General features: G+C 69.1%; 22 protein-coding genes. 17 read left to right on the top strand and 5 right to left on the bottom strand.

Annotated elements, in window-relative coordinates:
• The first annotated feature begins 221 nt into the window (after positions 1–221).
• Positions 222–398 carry a hypothetical protein gene (locus tag ACH41F_RS15275; protein WP_391231037.1) on the top strand — a complete coding sequence of 59 codons (177 nt, stop codon included), beginning with the start codon at positions 222–224 and terminating at the stop codon, positions 396–398.
• A 236-nt stretch (positions 399–634) separates the two neighbouring features.
• On the top strand, positions 635–1,345 hold the full coding sequence (locus ACH41F_RS15270) for a helix-turn-helix domain-containing protein (protein ID WP_398835783.1): 711 nt from the start codon (positions 635–637) through the stop codon (positions 1,343–1,345).
• Here the strand turns inward: ACH41F_RS15270 and ACH41F_RS15265 are convergent.
• On the bottom strand, positions 1,327–1,902 hold the full coding sequence (locus ACH41F_RS15265) for a dihydrofolate reductase family protein (protein ID WP_391231039.1): 576 nt from the start codon (positions 1,900–1,902) through the stop codon (positions 1,327–1,329). The genes ACH41F_RS15270 and ACH41F_RS15265 overlap by 19 nt on opposite strands.
• A 217-nt stretch (positions 1,903–2,119) precedes the next feature.
• Here ACH41F_RS15265 and ACH41F_RS15260 point away from each other — a divergent pair, with 217 nt between their 5' ends.
• Positions 2,120–2,629 carry a MarR family transcriptional regulator gene (locus ACH41F_RS15260; RefSeq protein ID WP_391231040.1) on the top strand — a complete coding sequence of 170 codons (510 nt, stop codon included), beginning with the start codon at positions 2,120–2,122 and terminating at the stop codon, positions 2,627–2,629.
• 105 nt (positions 2,630–2,734) lie between these two features.
• Here the strand turns inward: ACH41F_RS15260 and ACH41F_RS15255 are convergent, their stop codons facing one another.
• Entirely contained in the window at positions 2,735–3,127 is a 393-nt protein-coding gene (locus ACH41F_RS15255) for a nuclear transport factor 2 family protein (protein ID WP_398835779.1), read from the bottom strand.
• A 34-nt stretch (positions 3,128–3,161) separates the two neighbouring features.
• Positions 3,162–3,944, bottom strand: coding sequence for an MBL fold metallo-hydrolase (locus ACH41F_RS15250; protein WP_398835776.1), 783 nt, complete (start codon positions 3,942–3,944; stop codon positions 3,162–3,164).
• A gap of 206 nt (positions 3,945–4,150) precedes the next feature.
• Here ACH41F_RS15250 and ACH41F_RS15245 point away from each other — a divergent pair, with 206 nt between their 5' ends.
• The 6 genes from ACH41F_RS15245 to ACH41F_RS15220 all read left to right on the top strand — a co-directional run bounded on the left by ACH41F_RS15245 (position 4,151) and on the right by ACH41F_RS15220 (position 8,869).
• Entirely contained in the window at positions 4,151–5,032 is an 882-nt protein-coding gene (locus ACH41F_RS15245; protein ID WP_391231043.1) for a radical SAM protein, read from the top strand.
• A gap of 375 nt (positions 5,033–5,407) precedes the next feature.
• Positions 5,408–5,572 (top strand): 50S ribosomal protein L33, encoded by a 165-nt coding sequence (gene rpmG, locus ACH41F_RS15240; RefSeq protein ID WP_398835773.1) that lies wholly within the window; start codon positions 5,408–5,410, stop codon positions 5,570–5,572.
• Between the two features lie 46 nt (positions 5,573–5,618).
• Positions 5,619–5,879: a type B 50S ribosomal protein L31 gene (locus ACH41F_RS15235; protein WP_391231046.1), complete on the top strand. Its 261-nt coding sequence runs from the start codon at positions 5,619–5,621 to the stop codon at positions 5,877–5,879.
• A 37-nt stretch (positions 5,880–5,916) separates the two neighbouring features.
• Positions 5,917–6,039, top strand: a complete 123-nt coding sequence (ykgO, locus tag ACH41F_RS15230; protein ID WP_046258531.1) for a type B 50S ribosomal protein L36 — start codon at positions 5,917–5,919, stop codon at positions 6,037–6,039.
• A 387-nt stretch (positions 6,040–6,426) separates the two neighbouring features.
• Entirely contained in the window at positions 6,427–7,002 is a 576-nt protein-coding gene (locus ACH41F_RS15225; RefSeq protein ID WP_391231047.1) for a snapalysin family zinc-dependent metalloprotease, read from the top strand.
• Between the two features lie 358 nt (positions 7,003–7,360).
• A complete protein-coding gene (locus ACH41F_RS15220) occupies positions 7,361–8,869 on the top strand; it encodes a DUF4246 domain-containing protein (RefSeq protein ID WP_398836386.1) in 1,509 nt (502 codons plus the stop codon).
• A gap of 110 nt (positions 8,870–8,979) precedes the next feature.
• Here ACH41F_RS15220 and ACH41F_RS15215 read toward each other — a convergent pair whose 3' ends face one another.
• Together ACH41F_RS15215 and ACH41F_RS15210 are read right to left on the bottom strand one after the other, a co-directional pair.
• Complete coding sequence (locus tag ACH41F_RS15215; protein WP_398835769.1) at positions 8,980–10,380, bottom strand: lipase family protein; 1,401 nt, start codon at positions 10,378–10,380, stop codon at positions 8,980–8,982.
• Positions 10,377–10,922 (bottom strand): hypothetical protein, encoded by a 546-nt coding sequence (locus tag ACH41F_RS15210; protein WP_398835766.1) that lies wholly within the window; start codon positions 10,920–10,922, stop codon positions 10,377–10,379. The genes ACH41F_RS15215 and ACH41F_RS15210 overlap by 4 nt, the downstream gene beginning before the upstream one ends.
• Positions 10,923–11,753: 831 nt before the next feature.
• On the opposite strand from ACH41F_RS15210, the gene ACH41F_RS15205 reads away from it, so the two are divergent.
• The 8 genes from ACH41F_RS15205 (at position 11,754) to ACH41F_RS15170 (ending at position 24,838) form a co-directional block, all read left to right on the top strand.
• Positions 11,754–12,401, top strand: coding sequence for a TetR family transcriptional regulator (locus ACH41F_RS15205; RefSeq protein WP_391231053.1), 648 nt, complete (start codon positions 11,754–11,756; stop codon positions 12,399–12,401).
• 213 nt (positions 12,402–12,614) lie between these two features.
• A complete protein-coding gene (locus ACH41F_RS15200) occupies positions 12,615–13,649 on the top strand; it encodes a LacI family DNA-binding transcriptional regulator (RefSeq protein ID WP_398835764.1) in 1,035 nt (344 codons plus the stop codon).
• A gap of 832 nt (positions 13,650–14,481) precedes the next feature.
• On the top strand, positions 14,482–15,579 hold the full coding sequence (locus ACH41F_RS15195) for an ABC transporter substrate-binding protein (RefSeq protein ID WP_398835761.1): 1,098 nt from the start codon (positions 14,482–14,484) through the stop codon (positions 15,577–15,579).
• A gap of 86 nt (positions 15,580–15,665) precedes the next feature.
• Positions 15,666–17,225 carry a sugar ABC transporter ATP-binding protein gene (locus tag ACH41F_RS15190; RefSeq protein ID WP_398835758.1) on the top strand — a complete coding sequence of 520 codons (1,560 nt, stop codon included), beginning with the start codon at positions 15,666–15,668 and terminating at the stop codon, positions 17,223–17,225.
• Positions 17,218–18,180, top strand: coding sequence for an ABC transporter permease (locus ACH41F_RS15185; RefSeq protein ID WP_398835756.1), 963 nt, complete (start codon positions 17,218–17,220; stop codon positions 18,178–18,180). Before ACH41F_RS15190 ends, ACH41F_RS15185 begins: the two co-directional genes overlap by 8 nt.
• Complete coding sequence (locus ACH41F_RS15180; RefSeq protein WP_398835754.1) at positions 18,177–19,211, top strand: ABC transporter permease; 1,035 nt, start codon at positions 18,177–18,179, stop codon at positions 19,209–19,211. The genes ACH41F_RS15185 and ACH41F_RS15180 overlap by 4 nt, the downstream gene beginning before the upstream one ends.
• Before the next feature lie 127 nt (positions 19,212–19,338).
• Positions 19,339–21,702: an AbfB domain-containing protein gene (locus ACH41F_RS15175; protein ID WP_398835752.1), complete on the top strand. Its 2,364-nt coding sequence runs from the start codon at positions 19,339–19,341 to the stop codon at positions 21,700–21,702.
• A 292-nt stretch (positions 21,703–21,994) separates the two neighbouring features.
• Complete coding sequence (locus tag ACH41F_RS15170) at positions 21,995–24,838, top strand: PQQ-dependent sugar dehydrogenase (protein WP_398835749.1); 2,844 nt, start codon at positions 21,995–21,997, stop codon at positions 24,836–24,838.
• Positions 24,839–24,848 lie beyond the last annotated feature (10 nt).

Genomic DNA, 24,848 nt, shown 5'->3' with positions numbered 1-24,848 from the left:
GTGAGGTATGCCCACAATCGACCAGGTGGGGCCGAAGGTGTTCGTTGAGGTGCGATGCCTGTTCTGAGGGTGGCCGCGGGGTTTGGGACGATTGCCGCTCGGGATGTGGGTCAGCCATGAGGCGGTGCGCAGCTTGTCGGCCGTCGGCTGTGTGTTCCGGCGGCTGGGGGGCATCCGCACGGCACACGGGCTATCGGCCCCGACCCGGAGGGAATTCCCCCATGCTGGCCATCGTCTCCGCAGTCCTGTTCTTCATCGCTTTTCTGATCAACGCCGCTGACATCTCGACGAACGACGCCTTCAGCTCGACGAACGTGATGCTCCTCGGGCTGACCGTGCTCGCACTGCACCTGGCCGGCATCGGCAGTGGCTGGTCGCGTGGCGGCCGCAGAGGCTGACGCCGATGTCGCCGAGCACGCCGGTGCCGGTCAGGTCCGCACGTGACCTGACCGGCACCGGCTGCCTGGGCGCCGCGCGGACCAGGGGGCGGTCACCGCGCGGCACGGCCGTCCGGCAACGGCGACTCGGCGCCCCCTGACGGCTCGGAGCAGTACCCCGGGGAGCGTGCCCGCCAGGTCCGTCACGACCCTTGCCGACCCGTGCCCGCACCCCCCGCCCGGCGTATCCTGCGCTCGTGGAACTGCGCTTCGACATACGCCGGTCCGACTCACCGTGGGTCGACAGCGTATGGACCTGCACCAGTGAGCGGGTCACGACGATGACGTCGGTTGCGGGGGTGCGCTGGGGCCTGGTGTTCTGGGAGCAGGACGGCCGGTCCTACGCGGCCGTCACCGGCCCGGAGACCCGGACGAGCACGGCGCCGGTTCCGCAGGGCGCCGTCTTCACCGGCATCGACTTCGCCGTGGGCACCGCGCTACGGGCCCTTCCCACACCGGAGTTGGTCGACGGCGGCATCGAGCTCCCCGACACCACGCGCCGGACGTTCCGGCTGGACGGCGCGCGCTGGCAGACGCCGGGCGCCGATGACGCCGAGGCACTGGTGGAGCGACTGGTCCTGGCCGGGACCGTGGTGCGTGACCCGCTTGTCGCCGAAGTCCTGCGAGGCCATGAGCCGGCCGTGTCCGGACGGACCGTCGAACGCCGCTTCCGGGCCGCCACCGGCCTGACGCGGGGTGCCGTACGGCAGATCGAGCGGGCCCGTACAGCGGCGGAACTGCTGGCGGCCGGGGACACGGCCGCCGATGTCGTCGCCAAGCTCGACTACTTCGACGAGCCGCACCTCGCCCGGGCGCTGCGCACCTACGTCGGGCGCACCGTCGGACAGCTGCGGGACGGAATCGGCGGCGCGATCGCGCTCGACCTGGATCAGCGCTTGACGTCGTAGATCACCTTCAGGATCCCGTTGGAGTAGCTCTCCGACTCCCGCAGCGACAGCATCTGCTTGTCCCGGTCGGCGCGGTGGAACAGGCTCTTTCCGGCACCGAGCAGGACGGGGAAGACGAGCAGGTTGTACTGGTCGATCAGGCCCGCCTCGGACAGCCGCCGCGCCAGCTCCGCGCTTCCGTGGATGTAGATGGAGCCGCCCTCGCTCTCCTTGAGCTTCGCGATGTCCTCCGTCGTGCGCAGGATGGTCGTCGGCCCCCACCCGTCGACGAGGGACTCGTCCGGCAGCGCGCTCGACACCACGTACTTGGGCAGTTCCTTGTAGGAGGCGTGGTCCTCCGAGGCGGGCCACACGGACGCGAAGGCCTCGTAACTGCGGCGCCCGAACATCAGAGCCGTCGTGTCGGCAAGCTCCTCGCCCTTCAGCGACCAGGCCTCCGGGACGAACTCCAGATCCTTCACGACCCAGCCACCGCTGCGGTGCCCCTCCTCGGTCCCGCCGGGGGAGTCCAGGACGCCGTCGAGCGACATGAATCCGGTGTAGACCAACTTACGCATCTGCTGTCTCCTCATCACGGGCCGAGCTCCTGGGACGAGGCTAGGTCGCGGCCGGGCGGGTGTCTTGGACGGAAACGACATCGAGGTGTGCGGAGGGCAGGTGTGCCGAGGTGTGTGTGAGGTTGTGTGCGGCGCCCGAGGCCTGTTGGTCGGGACGCCCGATACGAATGTCCTAGTATTAATCATCCATGGAAGATAATTCTTCGGAAGACGAGTGATGGCTGACCTGAAGCGGCTGTACCGGGAGTTGGTCTCGCTGGAGATCGAGCTGTGGGGCGGTATCGAGGCGCGGTTGCGGGCCGAGTACGACCTGCCACTGACCTCGTTCGAGGTGCTGCATCTGCTGCTGCGCCAACCCGGGCGGCGGATCCAGGACATCGCGGAGGAGTTCTCCATCACCGTGGGCGGCACCAGCAAGGTGGTCGACCGTCTGGAGGCGGCGGGTCTGTGTCGGCGACGGGCCAATCCCAGCGACCGCCGCTCCTCGGTCATCGAGTTGACGCCTGAGGGGCGGAAGCTGGTGGACGGAGCGCTGAAGGTCTTCGAGGAGGAACTGGAGCTGCGCATCGGCTCGGTGATGTCCGATCAGTCCGTGCGTGAGGTGACGGAAATCCTTCGCACGCTGCGGGCAGCCGGACGGACCCTGGACGCGGAGCGCAAGGCCGCCGGGCAGACGCCCGTGCCGGAAACGCGGGCGTCGAAGCAGTCCGGTCGATCGGGGGCGTGAGCCGCGACGCGCGGTCGTCTTCCGCGTGCGGGTGCCTTTCGCCATGGAGCGGATCGCGCGTCGTGGATGCGTCCGGGGCCGACCTGGCCCCGGACACGGGAGGGTTCAGCCCCAGAAGGCGTCTTCGGTGGCCGGGTCCTCGGAGAAGAGCCACATTTCGGTGATCTTGCCGTCTGCGATGCGCAGGAGGTCGACGCCGTTCATGCTCATGGACGCGTCGTCGCGGCGGCCGCTGAAGTGGATGGTGGCGGTGACCAGGTCACCGTTGGCCATGAGTGCGTCGACCGTGTCGATGGCGAAGGTGCCCTGGCTGGTCTCCATCATGCCGCCGAGCATCTGGAAGACGGCGCCCTGGCCCTTGTGCTCGCCGGAGAACTGATGGGCGCCGGGCTGGTGCCAGACGATCGCCTCGTCGAGGAGTTCGCCGAGGGTGGCCATGTCGCCGGTCTGGACGGCCTGGAAGTAGGCGCGGGCGATGTCGATGTTCGAGCTGGTCATGAGCTGCTCCATGGGTTCTTGTGAGGGGTGATGGCTAGCGGGCGAAGTCGAGGTGGTCGGCCAGACCGGCAGCGCTGAAGGCGGCCTCGATCTCGTTTCGGCCCTCTGTGAAGTGGGCCCAGCTGTCGTAGTGGGCGGGGACGACCCGGCGGGCGCCGAGCGTCTTCGCGGCTTCGGCGCCCTGGGCGCTGTCGAGGGTGAGCAGGGCGCCTTCGAAGGCGAAGGGCATGCGGACGCCGCCGAGGAAAAGGATCGCGGTGTCGATGGGTGCGAACCTCTCGGCGATCTCCTTGACGTGCCCCAGGTCGGCGTTGTCGCCGCTGATGTAGACCGAGGGAAGATCGTCCGCGGTGAGCAGGAAACCGACGACGTCGCCGGTGATCGGTTCGCACCCGGCGGGGCCGTGCCGGGCGGGCAGGCCTGTGACGGTTATGGTGCCGCCGTCGGGCCGCCTGAGCTCGGCGCTCTGCCAGAAGGCCAGCCCCTGTGCGGCACCGCCCAGACGGCCGGCACCGCTGACCGTGGTGAAGACGACCGGTACGTCGGACAGGAATGCCCGGCCTGCGTCGTCGAGGTTGTCGTCGTGCTCGTCATGGGAGAGCAGGACGGCGTCGACGTGGCCCAGATCGACGCTGGTGACGGGCGCAGGGGCGGTCTTGACGAGCTTGTGGTCGCCGGGGGGTGGCATGGGGTACTCGCCGGGCGGGTCGAAGGTGGGATCGGTGACGAACCGGAGTCCGCCGTACTCGATCAGGGCGGTCGGGCCGCCGTAGACGCGGACAGGGACTTTTTCACCGGTGGTGCTGGCGCCGGGCATCGGTGACCTCCAACGAAGGGGGTGGCATGGGGACCGTGCAGGCGGCTCCCCGGCGTCCAGCAAACCATTTCCATTCCATGGAAGCAACTTCCGTAGATTATTGTTCCTGGGTATGGGGTCGCCGGTCTTCGGGCCGGCGACCCGCAGGCATCGCAGGAACCGGGCGTCACGGCAGCGGACGGTCGGACGGGCGGAGGGAAGTGGTCATGGAACCGGTCGAGATCGAGGCGAAGACCCTGATCCAGAAGTCGAGAACCCCGTCGAACGACTACGTGATCAACCCGTACACCGGCTGCGTGCTGGGGTGCGCCTACTGCTTCGCCAGCTTCGCCGGGCGGCAGTTCGGCCGGTCGGTGCAGGAGTGGGGCGACTACCTGTACGTCAAGAAGAACGCGGTCGAACTCGCCCGCAAGGAGCTGGCGAAGATGCCCCAGGACAAACGGTGGGGCACGATGCTGCTCAGCTCGGTCACCGACCCCTACCAGGGCCACGAGGCGAAGTACCGGCTCACCCGCGGGATCCTGCGCGAACTGGAGGCGATTCAGTACCCGGGTTTGATTCGCATCCTCACCAAGTCGCCTCTCGTCACCCGGGACGTCGACCTGCTCACCCGCCTGCCACGCGCCGAGGTCGGCATGACCGTGACCACCACTGACGATCAGGTCAGTCGCTGGCTGGAGGTGCGTGCCCCTCTCGCCTCCCGCCGTCTGCGCACCCTGGCCGAACTCGCCGAGGCCGGCATTCACGCCTACGCCTTCGTCGGCCCACTTCTTCCGCACTTCGCCACCCACCCCGAGCTGCTGGACGACCTCTTCGGCCGGCTCGTCGACGCGGGGGTGAGCGAGGTGTTCATGGAACACATCAACCTCAAGCGGTACATCCGTGAGCGCATGGAGCAGGTCCTCGCCGGCGAGCCCGACGATGTCCGCGAGGCGTACCTCCAGGCGCGGACGAAGGAGCATCGGGAGCGGCTCGACGTGATCGTCGCGGAGCTGCTGGACAGGCACGGCCTGCGGCTGCGCTTCGAGGAGGTCGTGCACCACGACGACAACGACGCCCTACGGCAGCGGCTCGCATCCTCGGAATGACCGCGCAGGCGCCGCCGGGGGGCGCTGTCATCTCCGTACAGCCGTCATCTCGGCGGCGGGAATGCCGACAGGGGTGGGCGTGTTGAACGCGGCGTGGGAGTGAAGGGGACAGTGTCCCCGGGCCTCAACCATTGCCTGCGGGGACGATCGTCCGGCTGAAGCCCCGCAGAGCCTTTCGCCGCGTAGGCGACCGCCCTTCACTCCCATGTTCTTTGCCGTGACCCGAGCCGGGCTGCAACGCTCGCCGGGTCCCGGCCGCTCCGGGCCGCGCCGGGAGCGATGACCGCGGGGAATGAGACAACGCCTCCGCTTGTTGCAGAAGTCGTATGACATGTCCGAGTCAATCGGCTCGGATCATGGTGGAAGGAGCCCCTCATGGCACGCAGCACCACGCGTCCCGTCGTGAAGCTGAAGTCGACGGCCGGTACCGGCGTCACCTACGTGACCCGCAAGAACCGCCTGAACGATCCCGACCGAATGGTCCTGCGCAAGTACGACCCCCAGGTCGGCGCGCACGTCCTGTTCCGCGAAGAACGCTGACCCTCGCCTTCACGGCACCCCGCCGAAGGCAACAGAAAGGCCACCCATGAGGCACGGCATCCACCCCGTCTCCCGCCCGGTCGTCTTCCGCGACCGTGCGGCAGGCTTCCAACTGCTCACCCACTCCACCATCGACTCGGAACGCACGGTCGAGTGGGAGGACGGCACCACGTACCCGGTCGTCGACGTCGAGGTCTCGTCGGCGAGCCACCCGTTCTACACCGGCACCTCACGTGTCGTGGACACCGCGGGCCGCGTGGAGCGCTTCCAGAGGCGCTACGGCGCCAGCGCTCCCGTCCGCCCCTGACGCCGGACCCTGTTCGAACCCTCGGGAGGAGACCGCGATGAAGGTGCGCAAGTCCCTGCGCTCGTTGAAGGCCAAGCCCGGCGCCCAGGTGGTGCGCCGACGCGGCGTCACCTTCGTGCTGAACAAGAAGGACCCGCGCTTCAAGGCCCGCCAGGGCTGACGACCTGAGCCGTAGCGACGATCCGGCCCGGCACCGCAACCGCGGTGCCGGGCCGCATCGCTGTCGTGCCCGGCGGCAGACGGCGGGGCGTGGCGGGGTGGTGGCGGGCTCGCAGGCTACGTACCCGCCCGCTGCCTCAGCGGGAAGCCAGGAGGTCTTCCTGGACTGTCGCGGAGGGCGTGAGCCGTCCAACTTCCCTTCGCGGCGGGGTTATGGCGGAAAATGGGCGTGGCAGGTACATGACCCACGGGGCTTCCGGGGCATACCATCGCAACGCCCCGGAGGGGCGGTCGACGGCGCGTCCGGCCCCACCGGACAACCCATGCCGCTCCTTCGCGTACCCGGCCCCGCCGGGGCCGGATTCCCCCCACGGATGAAGGAGCAGCAATGCCCCTCGGCACATGGCTCAAGGCAAGCACTTCCGCCGCCGCGCTCGTCCTCGCCATGGCGGGCGCCGCGACCGCCGCCCCCACGAGTGAACCGCCCACCGCACAGGCGGCAGTGGTGACCCTTCGCTACGACGACAGCCGTGCCGGAGGCTGGGAAGCCGCGATCGCTGCCGGAGTCTCCTCATGGAACGCGAACGTCAGCAACGTCAGACTGGTGGAAGCGGCACCCGGCAGCGCGGCCGAGATCGTGATCGTCGCCACCACGGGGTGGCCGCAGGCCACGCTCGGCCCCGTTCGTCCGGGTCGTCAGGTCCGGGTCGAACTCGGCAGCCAGGCCGTGAGCCAGGGCTACGACAAGACCCGGATCGCGGCCCACGAGCTCGGGCACAGTCTCGGCCTGCCGGACACCAAGCCCGGCCCCTGCTCACAACTGATGTCGGGGTCGAGCGCCGGCACGTCCTGCACCAACGCCGTGCCCAACGCGACCGAGCGGTCCCGCGTGCAGTCCGCCTACGCGAGCGCCGTCGCGGCGTTCCTGCGCACTGATGGTCGGACCCTCATCGACGCACCCTGAGCCCATTGCCCCGGCGCCCCCGGAAGCCTCGACGAGGTCTCCGGGGGCGCCGTCGCGTCAGATCGCCGGTGAACGAGGCGCGGTCTTGAAGGAACCCGAGAGTACCGGGGTTACTGGACCGGGCACGGCGCTGAATGGTTCTCCCGGGGCGCACGCCCGAAGGACTGGGACCTTCTGAAGCAGCTGCGGAACATCCCTCCCCACTGGCGCTGACCACAGCGGTGGGCGGCAGGAACCACAGGTCGGTGACGGCGGGTTGACGCGGCACGAGGTAGGACCCGCCCCGCCACGAGTGGCGATGTCAGTCCTCTCCACTATCGTTCCGGCCACCACTCACCTACGGGGAAGATTCAGAGACTTGACTGACCTGGCCGCTTTTCCACTGCCCTTTCACGCTTCCCGTCACATAGGGGTCGCAACACCCCGTACTTTGCGGGAACTTCAGATGATGGAGTGCAGCTCGCAGATCAGGGCGAAGCCGCGGTGGTTCGAGAAGATGGACGACGCCGACATCGCGGCCAGGTGGACGCAGGAAGCGATCGCCCAGGGCCTCACCGGAGCACAGGTTCGCTACGTGTTGGACGAGCTTCGGCATTACGCCGCGCTGCGAGACGCGGGAACCGGCATCGAGGTGTCCGCCGTCGATGGAGTGTGGCAGTCGGACACCCTCATCGATGACGAGCTGGGATCGCGGCTGCGTGCGGCGGTGCGGGTTCTGGAACGGGTCCCCGAAACGGAGAAGGACTGGCACCCCGGATCAGACGGTCTCGTACTGGATCTGGTCCATCCCTCGCTGTTCTGCCTGGTGAGAGAGGTGAGCGGAGCACCCGAGCGGGCTTGGCGAAATCCGACGGACCGGTACTCGGAGTACGAGTTCTCCGAGAAGTTCCAGTGGCTGCCGACGGACGTGGACGTGAGCGACGACGGCGCTGTCTCCTTCCGGTCCTACGTGAACAACGTCCACCCGGAGACCCATGGCGAACTGGTCTCCGTACTACCGGGGTTGTTCGCTCGCTTCCTCCCGCTCTGGGAGAACGTGCTGACCGACCTGCGCCATCCGAGACCGCCGCGGATCGAGGCCGATCCGTACGGGTGGTACGGCTCGGGCCCTGAACACCCGGACAGGTCCTCCTACGCTGATGATCAGGCGTACGCCGAAGCCCGCCGAGCATGGGCGGAAGCTCACGATGCCTGGTGGGAGAACCGTTGCCCGGTCGTCCCGGACGCACCCGCCTTCACCCCGCCCGAGACACCCGAGGGGGCCTCCCGGGTGGACCTGCGGGGCCGCTCTCTCCAGGTCATCGTCAAGATCGCCGCTATTCATCTCACCCCGGACAAGCCTGAATACCCCGGCGGTTCCTGGCATGTCGAGGGAATGATGAACGAGCGGATCGTCTCGACCGGCATCTACTACTGGGACAACGAGAACATCACCGAGAGCCACCTGAGTTTCCGGGCGGCCCTCGACGACCCGAGCTACGAACAGAACGACGACAACGGTCTGCGGGAGGTCTACGGCCTGGAGGACGAAGACGCCCTGAACCAGGTGCTCGGATCGGCGTCGACTCCAGAGGGACGCTGCCTGGCCTTCCCGAACGTCCTGCAACACCGCGTCGGTTCATTCCGCCTCACGGACCCCACCCGCCCGGGGCACCGCAAGATCCTCGCGTTCTTCCTGGTCGATCCGTCAGAACAGATCGTCTCGACGTCCGACGTGCCGCCACAGCAACCGTGGTCCGCCACCTCGACCATGACACTGGAACAGGCCAAGGAGTACCGCCAACAGCTCATGCGGGAACGCAAGTTCTTCGTCGACGAGCACAACGAGCAGCTCTACGAACGGGAGTTCTCCCTCTGCGAGCACTGAACCTCTTCCGGCCTCCGTGCGGACGACGTGCGCGTCCGAAGCCGGAGCGGGGCGGAGAGTGCGGAGCGCAGCGCCGCCTCAGGTGGGGCGGCGCTGCGCGGCGGCGGGGGTCAGGGTTGCAGGGGCATGCTCCAGCAATTGGAGCCGGTCGGCTTGCCGGCGAGACGATCACTCAGCCAGTCGATGGCATCGCCCTGGTCGGTGATGAGGGGCACGATGTGGTTGGTGAGGATCTTGTCGCCGAGGTTGGGCAGCTCAAGGGGCTCGTAGGAGACGTTCGCGCCCTTGCGGCACCAGTCCACCGCCAGTTGCCTGGCCTGGGAGTGCGGGACGATGTCGTCGTGCACGCCGGTGGCGACGCGCACGGGGCCGGCGGGCTTCAGCGTGCCGACGCGCTGGGCATCCAGGACCGCCTGTGCCGTGGCCTCGGCGGCGATGACCTCGGCGATGGACTTGCCGTTGGTCGTCCACTTGGTGCTCTTGGTGAAGCCGTAGCCGAGGATGGCATCGCCGACGCACATGGTCGACGCGTCCTTGAGCGCTGCCTTGCCGGTGTCGTTGATGTTGGCCTCGACCACTCTTCGCAGGTCGGGGTAGGCCTGGGCGAACCCGTTGACCGACCAGGCCAGTGCGCCCACCAGGGCGCTGCCGTCGATGCCCTTCATGGTGGAGGTCAGGTCGGCGGGAGGTGCCCCCGCGTAGGTCCCGGCGAGGGGGATGTCGGGGGCGTACGTGGGCTGGAGTTCGGCGGCCGAGGCCGATGCGCCGCCGCCCTGGCTGTAGCCGTACAGGCCGGTCGGTGAGGCTGCGGTGACGGAGGCGCCCGGCACGCTGCGAGCCGCGCGGGCCGCGTCCAGCAGCGCGTGGCCCTGGTCAAGGCGGTTGACATAGGTGTGCAGCCGGTCGGGGGCGCCGAGCCCGACGTAGTCGGTGATGACCACCGCTGCGCCGGTGGCGAGGATGCGGTAGACGGCCAAGGCCTCGTAGCCGACGGAAATGGTGTCGCCGGTGAGGGTGAGCGGATGCTCCAGGGCGAAAGAGGGAGCGCACTGGTCGCCCTGTCCCATGGTGCCCGAGGCCACGGCGACCAGCGGGCGCGGCCCGGACTTCGTCCATGCCGCCGAGGGTTCGATGTAGGTGCCGGTCACGGCGACGGGCCGGCCGGCGGAGTCGGTGGACTTGTACATCAGGCGGGTCGCGGTTCCCGGCATGGGGCGGCCGTCGAGGCCGGGAATGCTCAGCCCCAGTTTCATCGGCTCGGTGCGGACCAACGCGCCGTTGGTGCTGGGAAGTTCTGCGGGCGGGGTGTAGAAGGCGGGGATGGTGACGCCTCGGGAGACCACGGGTGGCGCGTCGGCGGCGGAGGCGGGAGCACCGGCCAGGCACACGCACACGGTGCTCGTGACGGCGCCGGCGATCAGGCGTAGACCGGCGGGCCTGCTGCGGTGGGTTCGCGGCCGTGCGGGGGCGGCAGGGGAGGGGGTACGGGAACGGGATCTCTTGCGGCTCAAGGTGTGCTCCTCGTTCGCGAGGGGATGGGTTGCGTACCGGTCGGATGACCGTGGCGATGTCTTGGGGCGGGGTGGCGTCCAACACCCCTTCGGCGACGGCGGTGATGGCCGTCGGGGGAGCGCGGGCTTTCGTGGAAGTCGATGGGCCGGCCGCCGATGTCGCAGTCGACGCCTGGGATCAGGGCGCCGTCCAGCACATAGAGGCCGCGCGCTGGTTCCGCATCCGCTCGCCGCGGTCGCAGAGGGCGCCCATGGTGGCGCGGCCCAGGCAGTGTCCGGTGCTGCGCCAGGGTGTCGGTGAGGGGGCCGAGGCCCTGTGGGATCTGGGTGATGCGGCGGTGGCCGACGCGGTAGCGCGTGAACTCGCCGCCGGTCCTGGACCAGTGCGGGGACTCGGAACCGGTGGTGGAGTCGTGGCGCAGGCCGATCCGGCAGGTGCTCACTTGGAAAGCCGCCGTCTGCTTGGTGACGCTTTCGGCGGTCACGGTCAGCGCCCGAGTGATGAGGATCGTCCGCTCGTGCGCGATCTCGCGGATCGGCATCGGGTTCTTGTCAGGCCCCGTTCGGCTCCCGGGTCCGGCAGGCGAAGCCTCGATCCGCGCGGTTTGTAGGCGAGTTGACCACCCTGTCCGTGCGGTGGCCACCTGTAGGGCGCGGGCGATGTCGCGGTCAGTGGATCGGGTTCACGCGCCTCCATTCTCCGCGGTTCGGAGGGTCATCCCTCGGTCGAGGAAAGCGCGACTCCGTCACGCGCACGCCCAGGAGACGCTCGCCGAGTGCCGGTTCGAGGAGGGGCCGACGGAGGACGGCACGCTGAGGGAGGCGGGCGAGCGGCACGACTGCTTGGGGGAGAGCGCCGTAGCGAATCATCGGGAGGCTTACCGGCGTCGAAGTGGCAGCACCTGATAGCGGGGGCGCGCCTGCTGGGGGAGGGCATGTACGGCTCCTTGGCGAGGGGTGGGGTGCTGTCGATCGGTGTCGGTGTGCGGGCCCGGGGTCACCGGTACGAGTTCACCAATGGCGTGAGCATGCCAAGCGGAAGGCCGAGGCGAGCGTGGTTACTCAAGAGTCAGCTACTGCAGAGTAAAGTCGGCTGTCACTCAATGACAAGGTGTCTGCATGCGTCGACTGCGGGGCGCGGAAGGGTCGTTCGGAGGTCCGCGCGCCGTGGGTGGCCGCGCCGGTGTCGAGCGCCGTGCCCTGCCTGCTGCCGACGGCCCGCCGACGGTGCGCATGCGCGAGAGGGCCCAAATCCGGTCCCAGCCGGGCGTGTTGGGAGGGGGCCTGTGTGCACGGCGGGGCAACTGGCGGCCGTGTACCGGCTCATCCCCTGGATATGCTGCGGTGACTGCAGGCGGAGGGCGGGGACGAGGGTGCGCGAGACGCTGTCGAGGACGTGGGAACGAACGGCGCCAGAGGATGATCGACCGTCGTTCGCCGAGCGTCGCCGCGAGGCCCTCCGGCTCGAGATAGCGGTTGAGGCGGTGCGTCTGTTCAACTCCCAGGGGGTCACCGCGACCACGGGCGAGCAGATCGCCCATGCCGTCGGGATCTCCGCCCGCACTCTGTGGCGGTACTTCCCCAGCAAGGAAAGCTGCGTCCTGCCCCTGCTCACGGCGGGCCTCGACTTCGCCGTTGAGAGGCTGCACGACTGGCCTTCGGACACAAGCCTGTTGGACTTCTTCGCCGAGGCCTGCCGCAACGGGGACCTGCCTCCCACGGCACCCCAGATCCTCGATCTGATCCGTATGACCTCCTCCGATCCGGCGCTGCGCTCCGTCTGGCTGCAAGCTCATGACGAGGCGCTCCCGGTCCTCGGCCGGCTCCTGGCGCGGCGGGCCGGCGCCGACCCCGGCGATCTGAACATCGCGGTGCATGCCGCGACGCTCAACGGAGCGTTGCGCGCGGGGGTGGAGGAGTTCGCGCGCAGGCATGCGAGGGACCCGGACGCCGCCGACGCCGAGATCGCGGTGTGCCTCGACGCTGCCCTGCGTGCGGCCGCGGAGGGCTTGCCCTATTGAGGGCGCAGGCAAGAGCACCCGGGCACGAGCGTTTGCACTTGTACTCGCACTTGCCGCCCCCGGGACGCCTGTTGGGCCGTCGTATTGTCAGCCTCACAACCGCGCCTGTATAACGTTGTAAAAGTTCATGTACGGGGACTTGGGCACGATCCATGGTGAAGACTCCGTACCCTCACGGACCGTTTCGGCCGGGTCGCTGTTGAAGGGAATGCCGTGCGGGTCAGCCTCAAGGACGTTGCCGCGCACGCTGGGGTCTCGATCAAGACCGTCTCCAACGTGGTGAACAACTACCAACACGTCACGCCTGCCATGCGCGAGCGCGTCCAGCAGTCGATCGACGCGCTCGGCTACCGGCCCAATCTCGCGGCCCGGCATCTGCGCAAAGGGCGCACGGGCATCATCGCGCTCGCGTTGCCCGAACTCGGCAACCCCTACTTCGCCGAACTCGCCGCGGCCGTCATCGACGCCGCCTCCGCACACGACTACATCGTGCTGCTGGACCACACCGGCGGCCTGCGTGAGCAGGAGGTACTGGTCAGTCAGGGCTTCCGGGCGAGAGTGATCGACGGGCTCATCCTCAGCCCCATCGAGCTGGAGGCGGAGGATCTGCGCGACCGGACGGAGAACGTCCCCCTGGTGCTGCTCGGCGAGCGGGACTATGACCTGCCGTACGACCACATCGCCATCGACAACGTCGCCGCGGCCCGCGCCGCGGTACGGCACCTCATCGCGCTGGGGCGGCGCGAGGTGGCGTTCATCGGTGCGCGGCGCGGACACAGCAAGCCCGCGCAACTGCGCGTCCGGGGCTGGCGTGAGGAACTCTCCGCCGCAGGTCTGCCGGCCGACGACGGCCTGGTCGCGGCCACCGACGGCTGGGGTCATATGGACGGGGCGGCGGCCATGGCGCGCATCCTGGAATCGGGGCGGCGTCCGGACGCCGTGTTCGCCTACAACGACCCGATGGCCATCGGTGCGATGCGCGTCCTGCACGAACGCGGGCTGAGGGTGCCGGAGGACATCGCGGTCGTCGGCTTCGACGACGTCGTCGAGGGACGGTTCGGTGCGGTGACGCTCACTTCCGTGTCACCGGACAAGCGGGCCATCGGCCGACTCGCGGTGGAGTCGGTGCTGGCCGGCCTCGGCGGTGGCACGCCGTCCGAACCTCGCCGAGTGTGGGCGGACTACCGTTTGGCCGAACGGGAGAGCACGTTGGGGCGCGCCGCGCCTGGCGGAGGCCGCCAGGGGTGATGCGCGGCGTCACCAGGTGGCCGCACGAACGGGTGACCGGCTGGCCTGACGAACGCTGAGCTACGGCGACCCCGTCCGCCTGACATGTGCGCTGGGCAGCCCCGTAAACCCCGCAGCCCCGACGCGCGTCGAGCCGGACGGCCCCACAGCCCCAACCCGCCCTACCCTGCGCCTCCTTCGCCACCCTGGCGCACGCCGTACCCCAGCGACCCCCAAGTCAGACGCGCCCGGCACCGACAGGAGGCAAGCCCCGGCTCCCCGCTCCCCACCTTTGCGAACGCACTACACCAGCAATGCCGTAACGGCTGCCGGATGCACTTCACCCGTACCCGATCGGGCCCGCGTCCGACGCGACTGACCCCGTTCGGGCGAGGGCGCGAAGGAGCACCCACGCGCACGCTGCGTTCAGGGTGCTATGCGGCGCGAATCCCCCTCGGTGCTCAACTTCATGCCTGCGCAAGCGCGTTGTGAGACGCGGTCGCCGAGCCCCACCACGACCCCCTCTGGCGCCACGCACTCAGCGTAAAGCGCCCCGGCCCCCAACTGGGCTATCCCATCCCAACCCTGAGGGCTTCTCCTCTGCAACGCCTGCGCCAAAGCCGGGTGTTGCAAAGGGCGCCGCAGTCGGAGCGCTCAGACGCAGGGTGTGCGCAGGGGGTTTACAGCCTCCTTCCAACGATGTAAAAACCTCTGTGCGGCGGGTCGAACAAGATTCCCGCCCGGGGAGAAGAAGCGCCACCCTGCTCGACGTTCTTGCTCGACTTGTGCCCGGCCTCTGCTCGCTCACCACCTCCCCAGTTCCCCTTCACCGTTCGCCCGGATCGGGGTCACCATGCAGCGCACCACTCACCGTCGTCGCCTTCTCGCCCGTCCAGTGGCCCTCTCGCTGGCCGCCGCGGTGGCGTTGACCGCAACCTCCTGTGCCAAGTCGGAGGACGACGCGTCGAACGACTCCACCTCCGCCACGGCCGCCGCGGACGCCGAACAGAAGGTCGCCTCGCCCGCGCCGGGCGGCAAGACCTGCACCGTCGAGGCCTACGGCGCCGAGAAGCTCGACCTCAAGGACGCGACCGTCGGGTTCTCGCAGTCGGAGAAGGCAGCCAACCCGTTCCGCATCGCCGAGACGCGGTCCATCAAGGACGAGGCGAAGCGGCGCGGCGTCAAACTGCTGACGGCCAACGCCCAGTCGCAGTTCTCCAAGCAGATCAGCGATGTGCAGGACCTGCTCGCCAAGGGCGTGGACCTGCTGGTCATCGCACCGCTGAACTCGGACGGCTGGGACCCCGTCCTACAGGCCGCGGCGGCCAAGAAGGTCCCCATCGTCACCATCGACCGAAAGATCAACGCCACCGCGTGCAAGGACTACGTCTCCTTCATCGCCTCCGACTTCGTCGAGCAGGGCAAGCGTGCCGCCGACCAGATGATCGAGGCGACCGGAGGCAAGGGCGAGGTGGCGATCCTGCTCGGTGCGGCGGGCAACAACGTCACCACCGAGCGGACCAAGGGCTTCAAGGACCAGATCGCGGCGAAGGCGCCGGGCCTGAAGGTCGTGTTCGAGCAGACCGGCGACTTCGCCCGCGAGAAAGGCCAGCAGGTCACCGAGCAGCTCATCCAGTCCAAGCCCGGCATCAAGGGGATCTACGCCGAGAACGACGAGATGGGCCTCGGTGCCGTCGCCGCGCTGAAGGGTGCCGGCAAGAAGGCGGGCGACGTCAAGATCGTCACGGTCGACGGCACCCGCAACGCCGTCCGGGGCATCATCGACGGCTGGATCAGCGGCGTCATCGAGTCCAACCCGCGCTTCGGACCGCTTGCCTTCCAGACCCTGGACACCTTCACCAAGGGCGAGGAAGTCGCCCAGGACATCGTTATCGAGGACGGCGCCTACACCGCGGACAACGCCGAGGGCGACCTCGGCAAGGCGTACTGACAGACCGTGGTCCGCCGCCATCCGGCGGCCCCGTCCCGCTCCGCACCTGGCCCTTCCTTCCTCGCATCGCACTCTGGAGGCACAAGGTGGCACCCCCCGCCGAAGTCCTCGCCGTCCGGGGACTGAGCAAGACCTTCCCCGGCGTCCGGGCCCTGGACGACGTGGACCTCACCTTGCATGCCGGTGAGGTCCACGCCCTGATCGGCGAGAACGGCGCCGGCAAGTCGACCCTCATCAAACTCCTGACCGGCGTGCACCGGCCCGACGCGGGCGAGATCCTCCTCCAGGGCCGCGAGGTTTCCTTCGCCACCCCGCTGGAGGCGCAGAAGGCGGGCATCTCCACCATCTACCAAGAGGTCAACCTCATCCCGCTGCTCAGCGTCGCCCGCAACCTGTTCCTGGGCCGCGAACCGCGCACCCGCTTCGGTGTGCTGGACATGGCACGGATGAACCGGCAGGCCGAGGAGACCTTGCGCACCTACGGGGTGCGGGTGGACGTCCGCCGCCCTTTGCGCACCCTCGGAGTCGGCGCCCAGCAGATGGTTGCCCTGGCCCGTGCCGCCGCGACCGACGCACGGATCGTCATCATGGACGAGCCGACCTCCTCCCTCGAACCCCGCGAGGTGGAGACCCTTTTCACGGTCATCCGCCGCCTGCGTGACGCGGGCATCGCCGTCGTCTACGTCAGCCATCGCCTCGAAGAGCTGTACGCCGTGTGCGACACCGTCACCGTGCTGCGTGACGGCCGACGCGTCCACCACGGTGAACTGGCCGGCCTCGACCGCCTGTCCCTGGTGTCGACGATGCTGGGACGGGAGCTGGGCGAGGTCCGCGCGGAGGGCCTGACCAAGTTCACCGGGGACCATGCCGCGACCCGCGCCGAACCAGTGCTGGTGGCACGAGATTTGACGGTCCCTCACAAGCTGCGCGGTGTGTCGTTGAGCATCCGGCCCGGCGAGGTCGTCGGGTTGGGCGGGCTGCTCGGGTCGGGGCGTACCGAGACGGCCAAGGCCATCGCCGGTGCCCTGCCCATCCGTTCGGGCGGTGTCACCGTGGCCGGTGTGCCGTTGCGCGCGGGATCGACCCCGGCTGCCCTGCGCGCCGGCATCAGCATGCTGCCCGAGGACCGCAAGAGCGAGGGCATCGTCCCAGGCCTGTCCGTGCGCGAGAACATCGCCCTCGCGGTACTGCCACGCCTGTCCCGGTTCGGACTGGTCTCCGAGGCCCGCGTCGACGCCGTGGTGGACACCTTCATCGATCGGCTGCGCATCAAGGCGTCCTCACCGCGGCAGAAGGTGGGCGAACTCTCCGGCGGCAACCAGCAGAAGGTGCTGCTGGCCCGCTGGCTCGCCATGCATCCCAAGGTGCTCCTCCTCGACGAACCGACGCGGGGCATCGACGTCGGGGCCAAGGCCGAAGTGCAGAAACTCGTCGACGAACTGGCCGCCGACGGCCTGGGCGTCCTGCTCATCTCCTCCGACCTGGAGGAACTGATCGAAGGGTCCGACCGCGTGGTCGTACTGAAAGACGGGGCGGTCGTCGGCGAGTTGAGCGGCGACGACGTCACCGAGGAGAGGCTGATGCGCACCATCGCCGGGGACGCCCCCGCACGGGAGGACCGGGGGGAGGAGGCCGCCGATGACTGAAGTCGCCCTGCGCACCGCGTCGTTCGACAGAAATCGCGCCCTGCAATGGCTACAGACCTACGGCGTCTACGCCGGCGTGGGCGCGCTGCTCGTCGTCAACGTCTTCGTCACCCCGCACTTCCTGTCCGCGGAGAACTTCCGTACCCAGGCCGTCCAGGTCGCCCCGGTCATCATCGTGGCTCTCGGCATGGCCCTGGTCATCGGCACGGAGGGCGTCGATCTGTCCGTAGGCGCCGTGATGGCGTTGGCGGCCTCCGTCACCGCACTCTACCTCGGCTACGGCCTCCTGCCCGCCCTGCTCGCCGTCGCCCTGTTCGCGGCCGGTGTCGGGCTGGCCAACGGCGCGCTGGTGGCGTTCATCGAGGTCCAACCCATCGTCGCCACACTGGCGTTGATGGTCGGCGGCCGGGGCCTGGCGCTGGTGCTGCTGCCGCAGCTGAAGGACCTGCGCAACCCCGCCCTCGCGTCGCTGGGCTCGGGTGACGTCCTGGGCGTGCCGTATCTGATCCTGATCGCCGCCGCGCTGGCGCTGCTGGTCTCGTTCGTCGTCCGCCGCACCACGTTCGGACGTCAGCTGCTGGCCGTCGGCGACAGCCGCCCCGCGGCCCGGCTCGCCGGGCTGCCCGTGCGCCGCGTCCTGATCGTCGTGTACGTCGTCAGCGCGCTCCTCGCGGCCGTCGCAGGGGTGCTGGCGACCGCCAGATTGCAGGCCAGCGACCCGACCTCGCTGGGCAACCTGATGGAGCTGTCCGCGATCACGGCGGTCGTGGTCGGCGGCACCCCACTGACCGGAGGGCGGGTGAACATCGCCGGAACCGTAGCCGGAGCCGTCCTCATCCAACTGCTGACCGCCACGCTCATCAAGCACGACCTGCCGCCGTCCTGGACACAGATCGCGCAGGCCGTGGTGATCGTCGCCGCGGTCTACGCGGCGCGGGGACGGGGGAAGCGATGAGCGCGACGAGGACGGACGTGCCCGTGACCACCGCGAGCGCCGAGTCAGCGAAGGGCGTCGCGCCGGTGGACTCCGCCCGCTCCGAGCGGTTGAGCGCACTGTTGCAGCAACATGGAGCGCTGGCCGTGCTCGTGCTCGTCTCCCTGGTGGCGTCGTTCTCCTTCGACTCCTTCGCCACCGGCGACAACCTCGGGAACATGGCGACCAGTTCGGCCTTCCTGGCGATCGTCGCCCTTGGCATGACCTTCGTCATCATCACCGGCGGCATCGACCTCTCCGTCGGTTCCCTCTTCGCCCTCGGCGGGGTCCTGGCCGCCTGGGGTTCGCGGCACGGCACTCTGGTGGCGCTGCTGCTGCCGCTCACGGTCTGCGGCCTCGTCGGCGTCGTGAACGGTCTGCTGGTCGCCCGGTCCCGGCTGGCGCCCTTCATCGTCACGCTCGCCGCCATGCTGGGCGCCCGCGGGCTGATGCTGGCGCTGACGGACGAGGGCGCCGACACCTATCTCATCGGCAAGGGCTCCTTCCTCGCCGAGCTCGGCCAGGGCAGGACCCTGGGCCTGGGCAACCCGGTCTGGATCACCCTGGTGCTGTTCGTCGCCGGTGCCGTCGTCCTGCGCCGCACCTGCTTCGGACAGCATGTGTACGCCGTCGGCGGCAACGAGGACGCGGCGGCCCTGATGGGCGCCCCGGTCGCCCGCACCAAGATTCTCGTCTACACCCTGTCCGGGCTCCTGGCGGGACTGGCCGGTGCGCTCAATGCCGCCTGGCTCGCGTCCGGGGTGACCATCCTCGGCAACGGCATGGAGCTGGAGGCCATCTCCGCAGTCGTCATCGGCGGGACCCTGCTCACCGGCGGACTCGGCTACGTCAGCGGCTCGCTGGTGGGGGTACTGCTGCTGAAGGTCATCCAGAACGTCATCAACCAGATCGGCTCCCTCGACTCCTCCTACCAACAGGTCGTCAGCGGCGCCTTCTTGGCCGTGGTCGTCATCGCCCAGACCTGGCTGGGCCGCAGACGGCAACTGATGTGACACACCCCGGACGGCGACAGGGGCCCCCACCCTTGGCGCCGCCTCCGGTCCCGGGCCGTCGGACGCGTACGCCCCGGCCGCCTCTCGCACGCGCACGTCTCCCCGCCCCCTCACCCAAGGAGTCACGATGCGTCGAGTACCCGCAGAGCATGGGCCGTTGGCCCGGCTGAGACGGCGCACACGATGGGCGGCGACCGTCCTGGCCGCGCTCGCCCTTCTCGCCGGTACGGCCCTGACGGCCACCGGGGCCGCGGCCGCAGCCGTGCGGGCGTGGGCCCCCAAGCCGTCGCCGATGACCACCCCGTGGACGAACCAGGTCCCCACCGACACACCCCTGCCCGAATACCCGCGCCCCCAGCTGACCCGCCCCGACTGGGCCAACCTCAACGGCATCTGGGACTTCGCGGTCACCTCGGCCGACGCCGGCCAGCCCGCCACGTTCAGCGAACAGATCCGGGTGCCGTTCGTCGCCGAGTCCGCCCTCTCCGGCATCCAGCGCAAGATCACGCAGAACGACAAGCTCTGGTACAAGCGCACCTTCACCGTCCCCGCGGGTTGGAACGGGCGCCGCGTCCACCTCAACTTCGGTGCCAGCGACTGGCGTACGAGTGTGTGGGTCAACGGCCGACCGGCCGGAGCCGTGCACAGCGGCGGCTACGACGCCTTCTCCTACGACATCACCGACCTGCTGGTGGGCGGCGCCAACACCCTGGTCGTCTCGGTCTGGGACCCCACCGAGACCGGCAACCAGGCCGTCGGCAAGCAGCGCATCCGTGACGTCGCCCCGCACGCCGGCGGAGGCATCTTCTACACCGCCGCCTCCGGCATCTGGCAGACGGTGTGGCTGGAGCCTAGGGCCTCCGCCGCCGTCACCCGCCTCGACCTGGTCCCGGACCCGGCGGCCGGCAGACTGAAGGTCACCGTCCGCGCCACCGGGACCACCGGCCACCAGGTCCGCGTCACCGTCTCCACCCGTGGCACCACCGTCGGCACGGCCACCCATGCGGTCGGCAACGAGTTCACCGTCCCCGTCCCCAACCCCCGTCTGTGGACCCCGGAGGACCCGTTCCTGTACGACGTCAGGGCCGACCTGCTCTCCGGCTCGACCGTCGTGGACTCCGTCGGCAGCTACACCGGCATGCGGAGCATCGGCCTGGCGCGCGTCGGCGGTCATCTGCGTCCGGTCCTCAACGGCACGTTCGTCTTCCAGACGGGCACCCTGGATCAGGGCTACTGGCCCGACGGCATCTACACCGCGCCCACCGACGCCGCGCTCCGCCATGACCTGCAAAAGCACAAGGACCTGGGCTTCAACATGGTCCGCAAGCACATCAAGGTGGAGCCGCAGCGCTGGTTCTACTGGGCCGACCGGCTCGGGCTGCTGGTGTGGCAGGACATGCCCGCCATGGACCTGCGCACCCCCGACAGCGCTGCCCGCACCCAGTGGGAGGCCGAGTACGACCGGATCATCGACCAGCATCGCAGCTCGCCCTCACTCGTGGTGTGGGTCAACCAGAACGAGGGATGGGGCCAGTACGACCAGGCCCGCATCGCCGACGAGGTCAAGGCCTACGACCCCTCGCGGCTCGTCGACAACATGAGCGGCGTCAACTGCTGCGGCGCCGTCGACGGTGGCAACGGCGACCTCGTCGACCACCACGTCTACGTCGGTCCCGGCACCACCGTGCCCAGCAGTACCCGGGCCGCCGTGCTCGGCGAGTTCGGCGGCTTGGGCTACAAGGTCGCCGGGCACGAGTGGTACCCCGGCGGCGGCTTCAGCTACGAGGACCAGCCCACCCTCGCCCACCTCAACAACCGCTTCGTGGGCCTGCTCGACGCCATCCGCCAGGTCCGTATGCCCCGCGGCCTGTCCGCCTCGGTGTACACCGAGATCACCGACGTGGAGAACGAGGCCAACGGCCTGCTCACCTACGACCGTCAGGTGGTCAAGGTCGACGAGGCCAGAGTGCGGGCCGCGAACCGCGCGCTGATCGACGCCTCCCGGGGCACGACCACGCCGATCACGCTGCCCGCCGGCCAGTACACGTCCCTGCGCGTGACCACCCCGGGCTACACCGACCGCTATCTGCGCCACCGGGACGGCGCGGCCTTCACCGACGTCGTCGGCAGCGGCAGCGACACCCTGCTCAAGAACGACGCCACCTGGAAGATCGTCCCCGGCCTGGCGAACACCACCTGCTACAGCTTCGAGTCCCGCAACTATCCCGGCCAGTACCTGCGCCACCGGGACTTCCGCGTCTACAAGGAGTCCGGCACCACCGACCTGTTCCGCGCCGACGCCACCTTCTGCCCGGCCCCCGGCGCGAACGGCGGCATCCGCCTGTCCGCGTACAACTTCCCCGAACAGTACCTGCGCCACTACAACGCCGAACTCTGGCTCGCGACCCCGGGCGGCACCCACACCTACGACACCCCGGCCCTGTTCACGGAGGACACGACCTGGTCCCTGGAGGCGCCTTGGGCACCGTGACATCCCCCTGACGCGGAAGGACGAGGCCCCAGCAGAGGAGCAGACCTCCCGCCGGGGCCCCGTCCGCTGTGTCAGGAATCAGGGCGCGCGACCCTCGACTTTGTCCTGATCATGGAAAAAGTTGAAGGATTCGATGCGAAAGGGGTTACGCCCTCGCACGAACGCCGCTAACTTCCTTGAAATGAACCGGTCATTCAGAGGTGGCCGTTTCAACGGCGCGACGGCGCGCGCCTGTTCTCCCCTTGTCAGGACCGATCGTGTCCTGCTGCCACCCCACCCCTCGGGAGACTCTGTGCGCACAAGACTGCTCAGACCCATGCTCCTTCGCACGTTGGCGCTGGCGGTGACATGTGCCGTCGGCTGCCTCACCCCAGGTATCGCGACCGCCGCACCGCCGGATCAGGCGCGCGAGGCGAGCGCGGCGGCCCCGGTGTTCCAACAGGTCACGCTCGCCAAGGGCGTGGCCGAGATGGGCGAACCCATGACGCTGACGGTCCTGCCGGACCGGTCGGTGCTCCACACGTCGCGCGACGGCACCGTCCGGCGAACCGACGCGGCCGGCAACACCGCCGTGGCGGGCAAGCTCACCGTATACAGCCACGACGAGGAGGGCCTGCAAGGCATCGCGACGGACCCGGGGTTCGCGTCCAACCGCTTCGTCTACCTGTACTACGCGCCCCAGTTGAGCACGCCCGGCGGCGACGCCCCCTCCGACGGCGCGGCCTCCGACTTCACACCGTTCGACGGAGTCAACCGGCTCTCCCGGTTCGTGCTGAAGGCCGACAACACCCTGGACCTGGCGAGCGAGAAGAAGATCCTGGACGTTCCCGCCTCCCGCGGCATCTGCTGCCATGTGGGCGGCGACATCGACTTCGACGCGGCCGGCAACCTCTACCTGTCGACGGGCGACGACAGCAACCCGTTCGCCTCGGACGGTTTCACACCGATCGACGAGCGAGCCTCCCGCAACCCCGCCTACGACGCCCAGCGTTCCGCGGGCAACACCAACGACCTGCGCGGAAAGGTGCTCCGCATCAAGGTCAACGCCGACGGGACGTACTCGATCCCGAGCGGAAACCTCTTCGCGCCCGGCACCGCCAAGACCCGCCCCGAGATCTACGCGATGGGGTTCCGCAACCCCTTCCGCATGAGCGTCGACAAGGCCACCGGCACCGTCTACCTCGGAGACTACGGCCCCGACTCCGGCACCGCCTCACCCGGGCGAGGACCCGAGGGGCAGGTCGAGTTCAACCGAATCACCAAGGCGGGCAACTTCGGCTGGCCGTACTGCACGGGGAAGAACGACGCCTACGTCGACTACGACTTCGCCACCGGCAGTTCAGGCGCCGCGTTCAACTGCGCCGCCCCCAGGAACACCTCGCCGCGCAACACGGGGCTCACCGACCTGCCCGCCGCGCAGCCGGCCTGGATCCCCTACAACGGCAGTTCCGTACCGGAGTTCGGCGGCGGCTCCGAGTCTCCGATGGGCGGCCCCGTCTACCGCTACGACGCCGCGTCGAGCTCCCAGGTCAAGTTCCCCCAGGAGTACGACGGCGACTTCTTCGCGGGCGAGTTCGGGCGCCGCTGGATCAAGCGCATCGAGTCGGGCGCCGACGGCACCGTACAGTCCATCAACTCCGTTCCCTGGAGCGGTACTCAGGTCATGGACATGGCCTTCGGCCCGGACGGCGCCCTGTACGTCCTGGACTACGGCACGGGCTACTTCAACGGTGACGCGAACTCCGCCCTGTACCGGATCGAGCACGCCATCGACGGACTCGCCCCCACCGCCCAGGCCAAGGCCGACGTCACCTCCGGCACGGCACCGCTGACCGTCTCGTTCTCCTCCTCCGGCAGCGCGGATCCGGACGGCGGTGCCCTCACCTACGCCTGGACCTTCGGGGACGGGGCGACCTCCACCAGCGCCAACCCCTCCCACACCTACACGGCCAACGGCCAGTACACGGCCACGCTGAAGGTGACCGACCCGACCGGAAAGACCGCGACCGCGTCGGTGCAGATCACGGTCGGCAACACCGCACCCGCCGTGCGACTCGACCTGCCCGCGGACGGCAGCATCCATGACTTCGGCGACGCGATCCCGTTCAAAGTCACGGTGACCGACCCGGAGGACGGCACCATCGACTGCTCCAAGGTGAAGGTCTCGTTCATCGTCGGACACGACAGCCACGGCCATCCGCAGACCTCGACGACCGGATGCACCGGCACACTCCAGACCCTGGCAGACGGCGAGCACGACCCCAACGCCAACATCTTCGGTGTCATCGACGCCGAGTACACCGACAAGGGTGCTAATGGCCAGCCCGCGCTGACCACCCACGACCAGCACGTCGCCCAACCCTCCCACCGCCAGGCGGAGCACTACGGTGACTCCTCCGGCGTCGACGTCATCACCCACACTCCGGCCCACGGTGGCAAGACCGTCGGAAACATCGAGAACGGCGACTGGATCTCCTTCAAGCCGTACGCCCTCGCCAACGCCACCCGATTCACCGCCCGGGTGTCCTCCGCCGGCGCGGGCGGCACCATCGAGGTCCGCACCGGATCACCGACCGGAACCCTCCTCGGCACCGCGACCGTACCGGTCACCGGCGACTGGGAGACCTTCCAGGACGTCACCACAGCCCTGGCCAACCAGCCCAGTGGCACCACCCAGTTGTACCTCGTCTTCAAGGGCGGCAGCGGCGCGCTGTTCGACGTCGACGAGTTCTCCTTCACCACCTCTGGAGGGACACGTACGGGTGCGGTGAAGGGCGTCAACGGCAAGTGTCTGGACGTGGACAACGCCGGTACGGCGGACGGTACGAAGATCCAGTTGTGGACCTGCAACGGTACCTCCGCCCAGCGTTGGACGGTCGGTTCGGACGCGACGGTGCGGGCGTTGGGCAAGTGCCTGGACGTGTCCGGCGGGGGCAGCGCCGACGGGACGAAGATCCAGTTGTGGACGTGCAACGGGACGGGAGCCCAGCAATGGGCACCGCAGCAGGACGGCACGGTCCGCAATCCGCAGTCCGGCAAGTGCCTCGACGCCTCGGGCGGTACCTGGAACGACGGCACCCCGGTCCACCTGTGGACCTGCCACACCGGCCCGAACCAGAAATGGACCCTTCCCTAGAAAGGAGGCC

It is taken from the genome of Streptomyces sp. NPDC020489, assembly GCF_044386545.1.
Taxonomy (GTDB): Bacteria; Actinomycetota; Actinomycetes; order Streptomycetales; family Streptomycetaceae; genus Streptomyces.
Note: the sequence above shows the minus strand (reverse complement) of the source record. Positions and strands in the feature narration are given on the sequence as shown.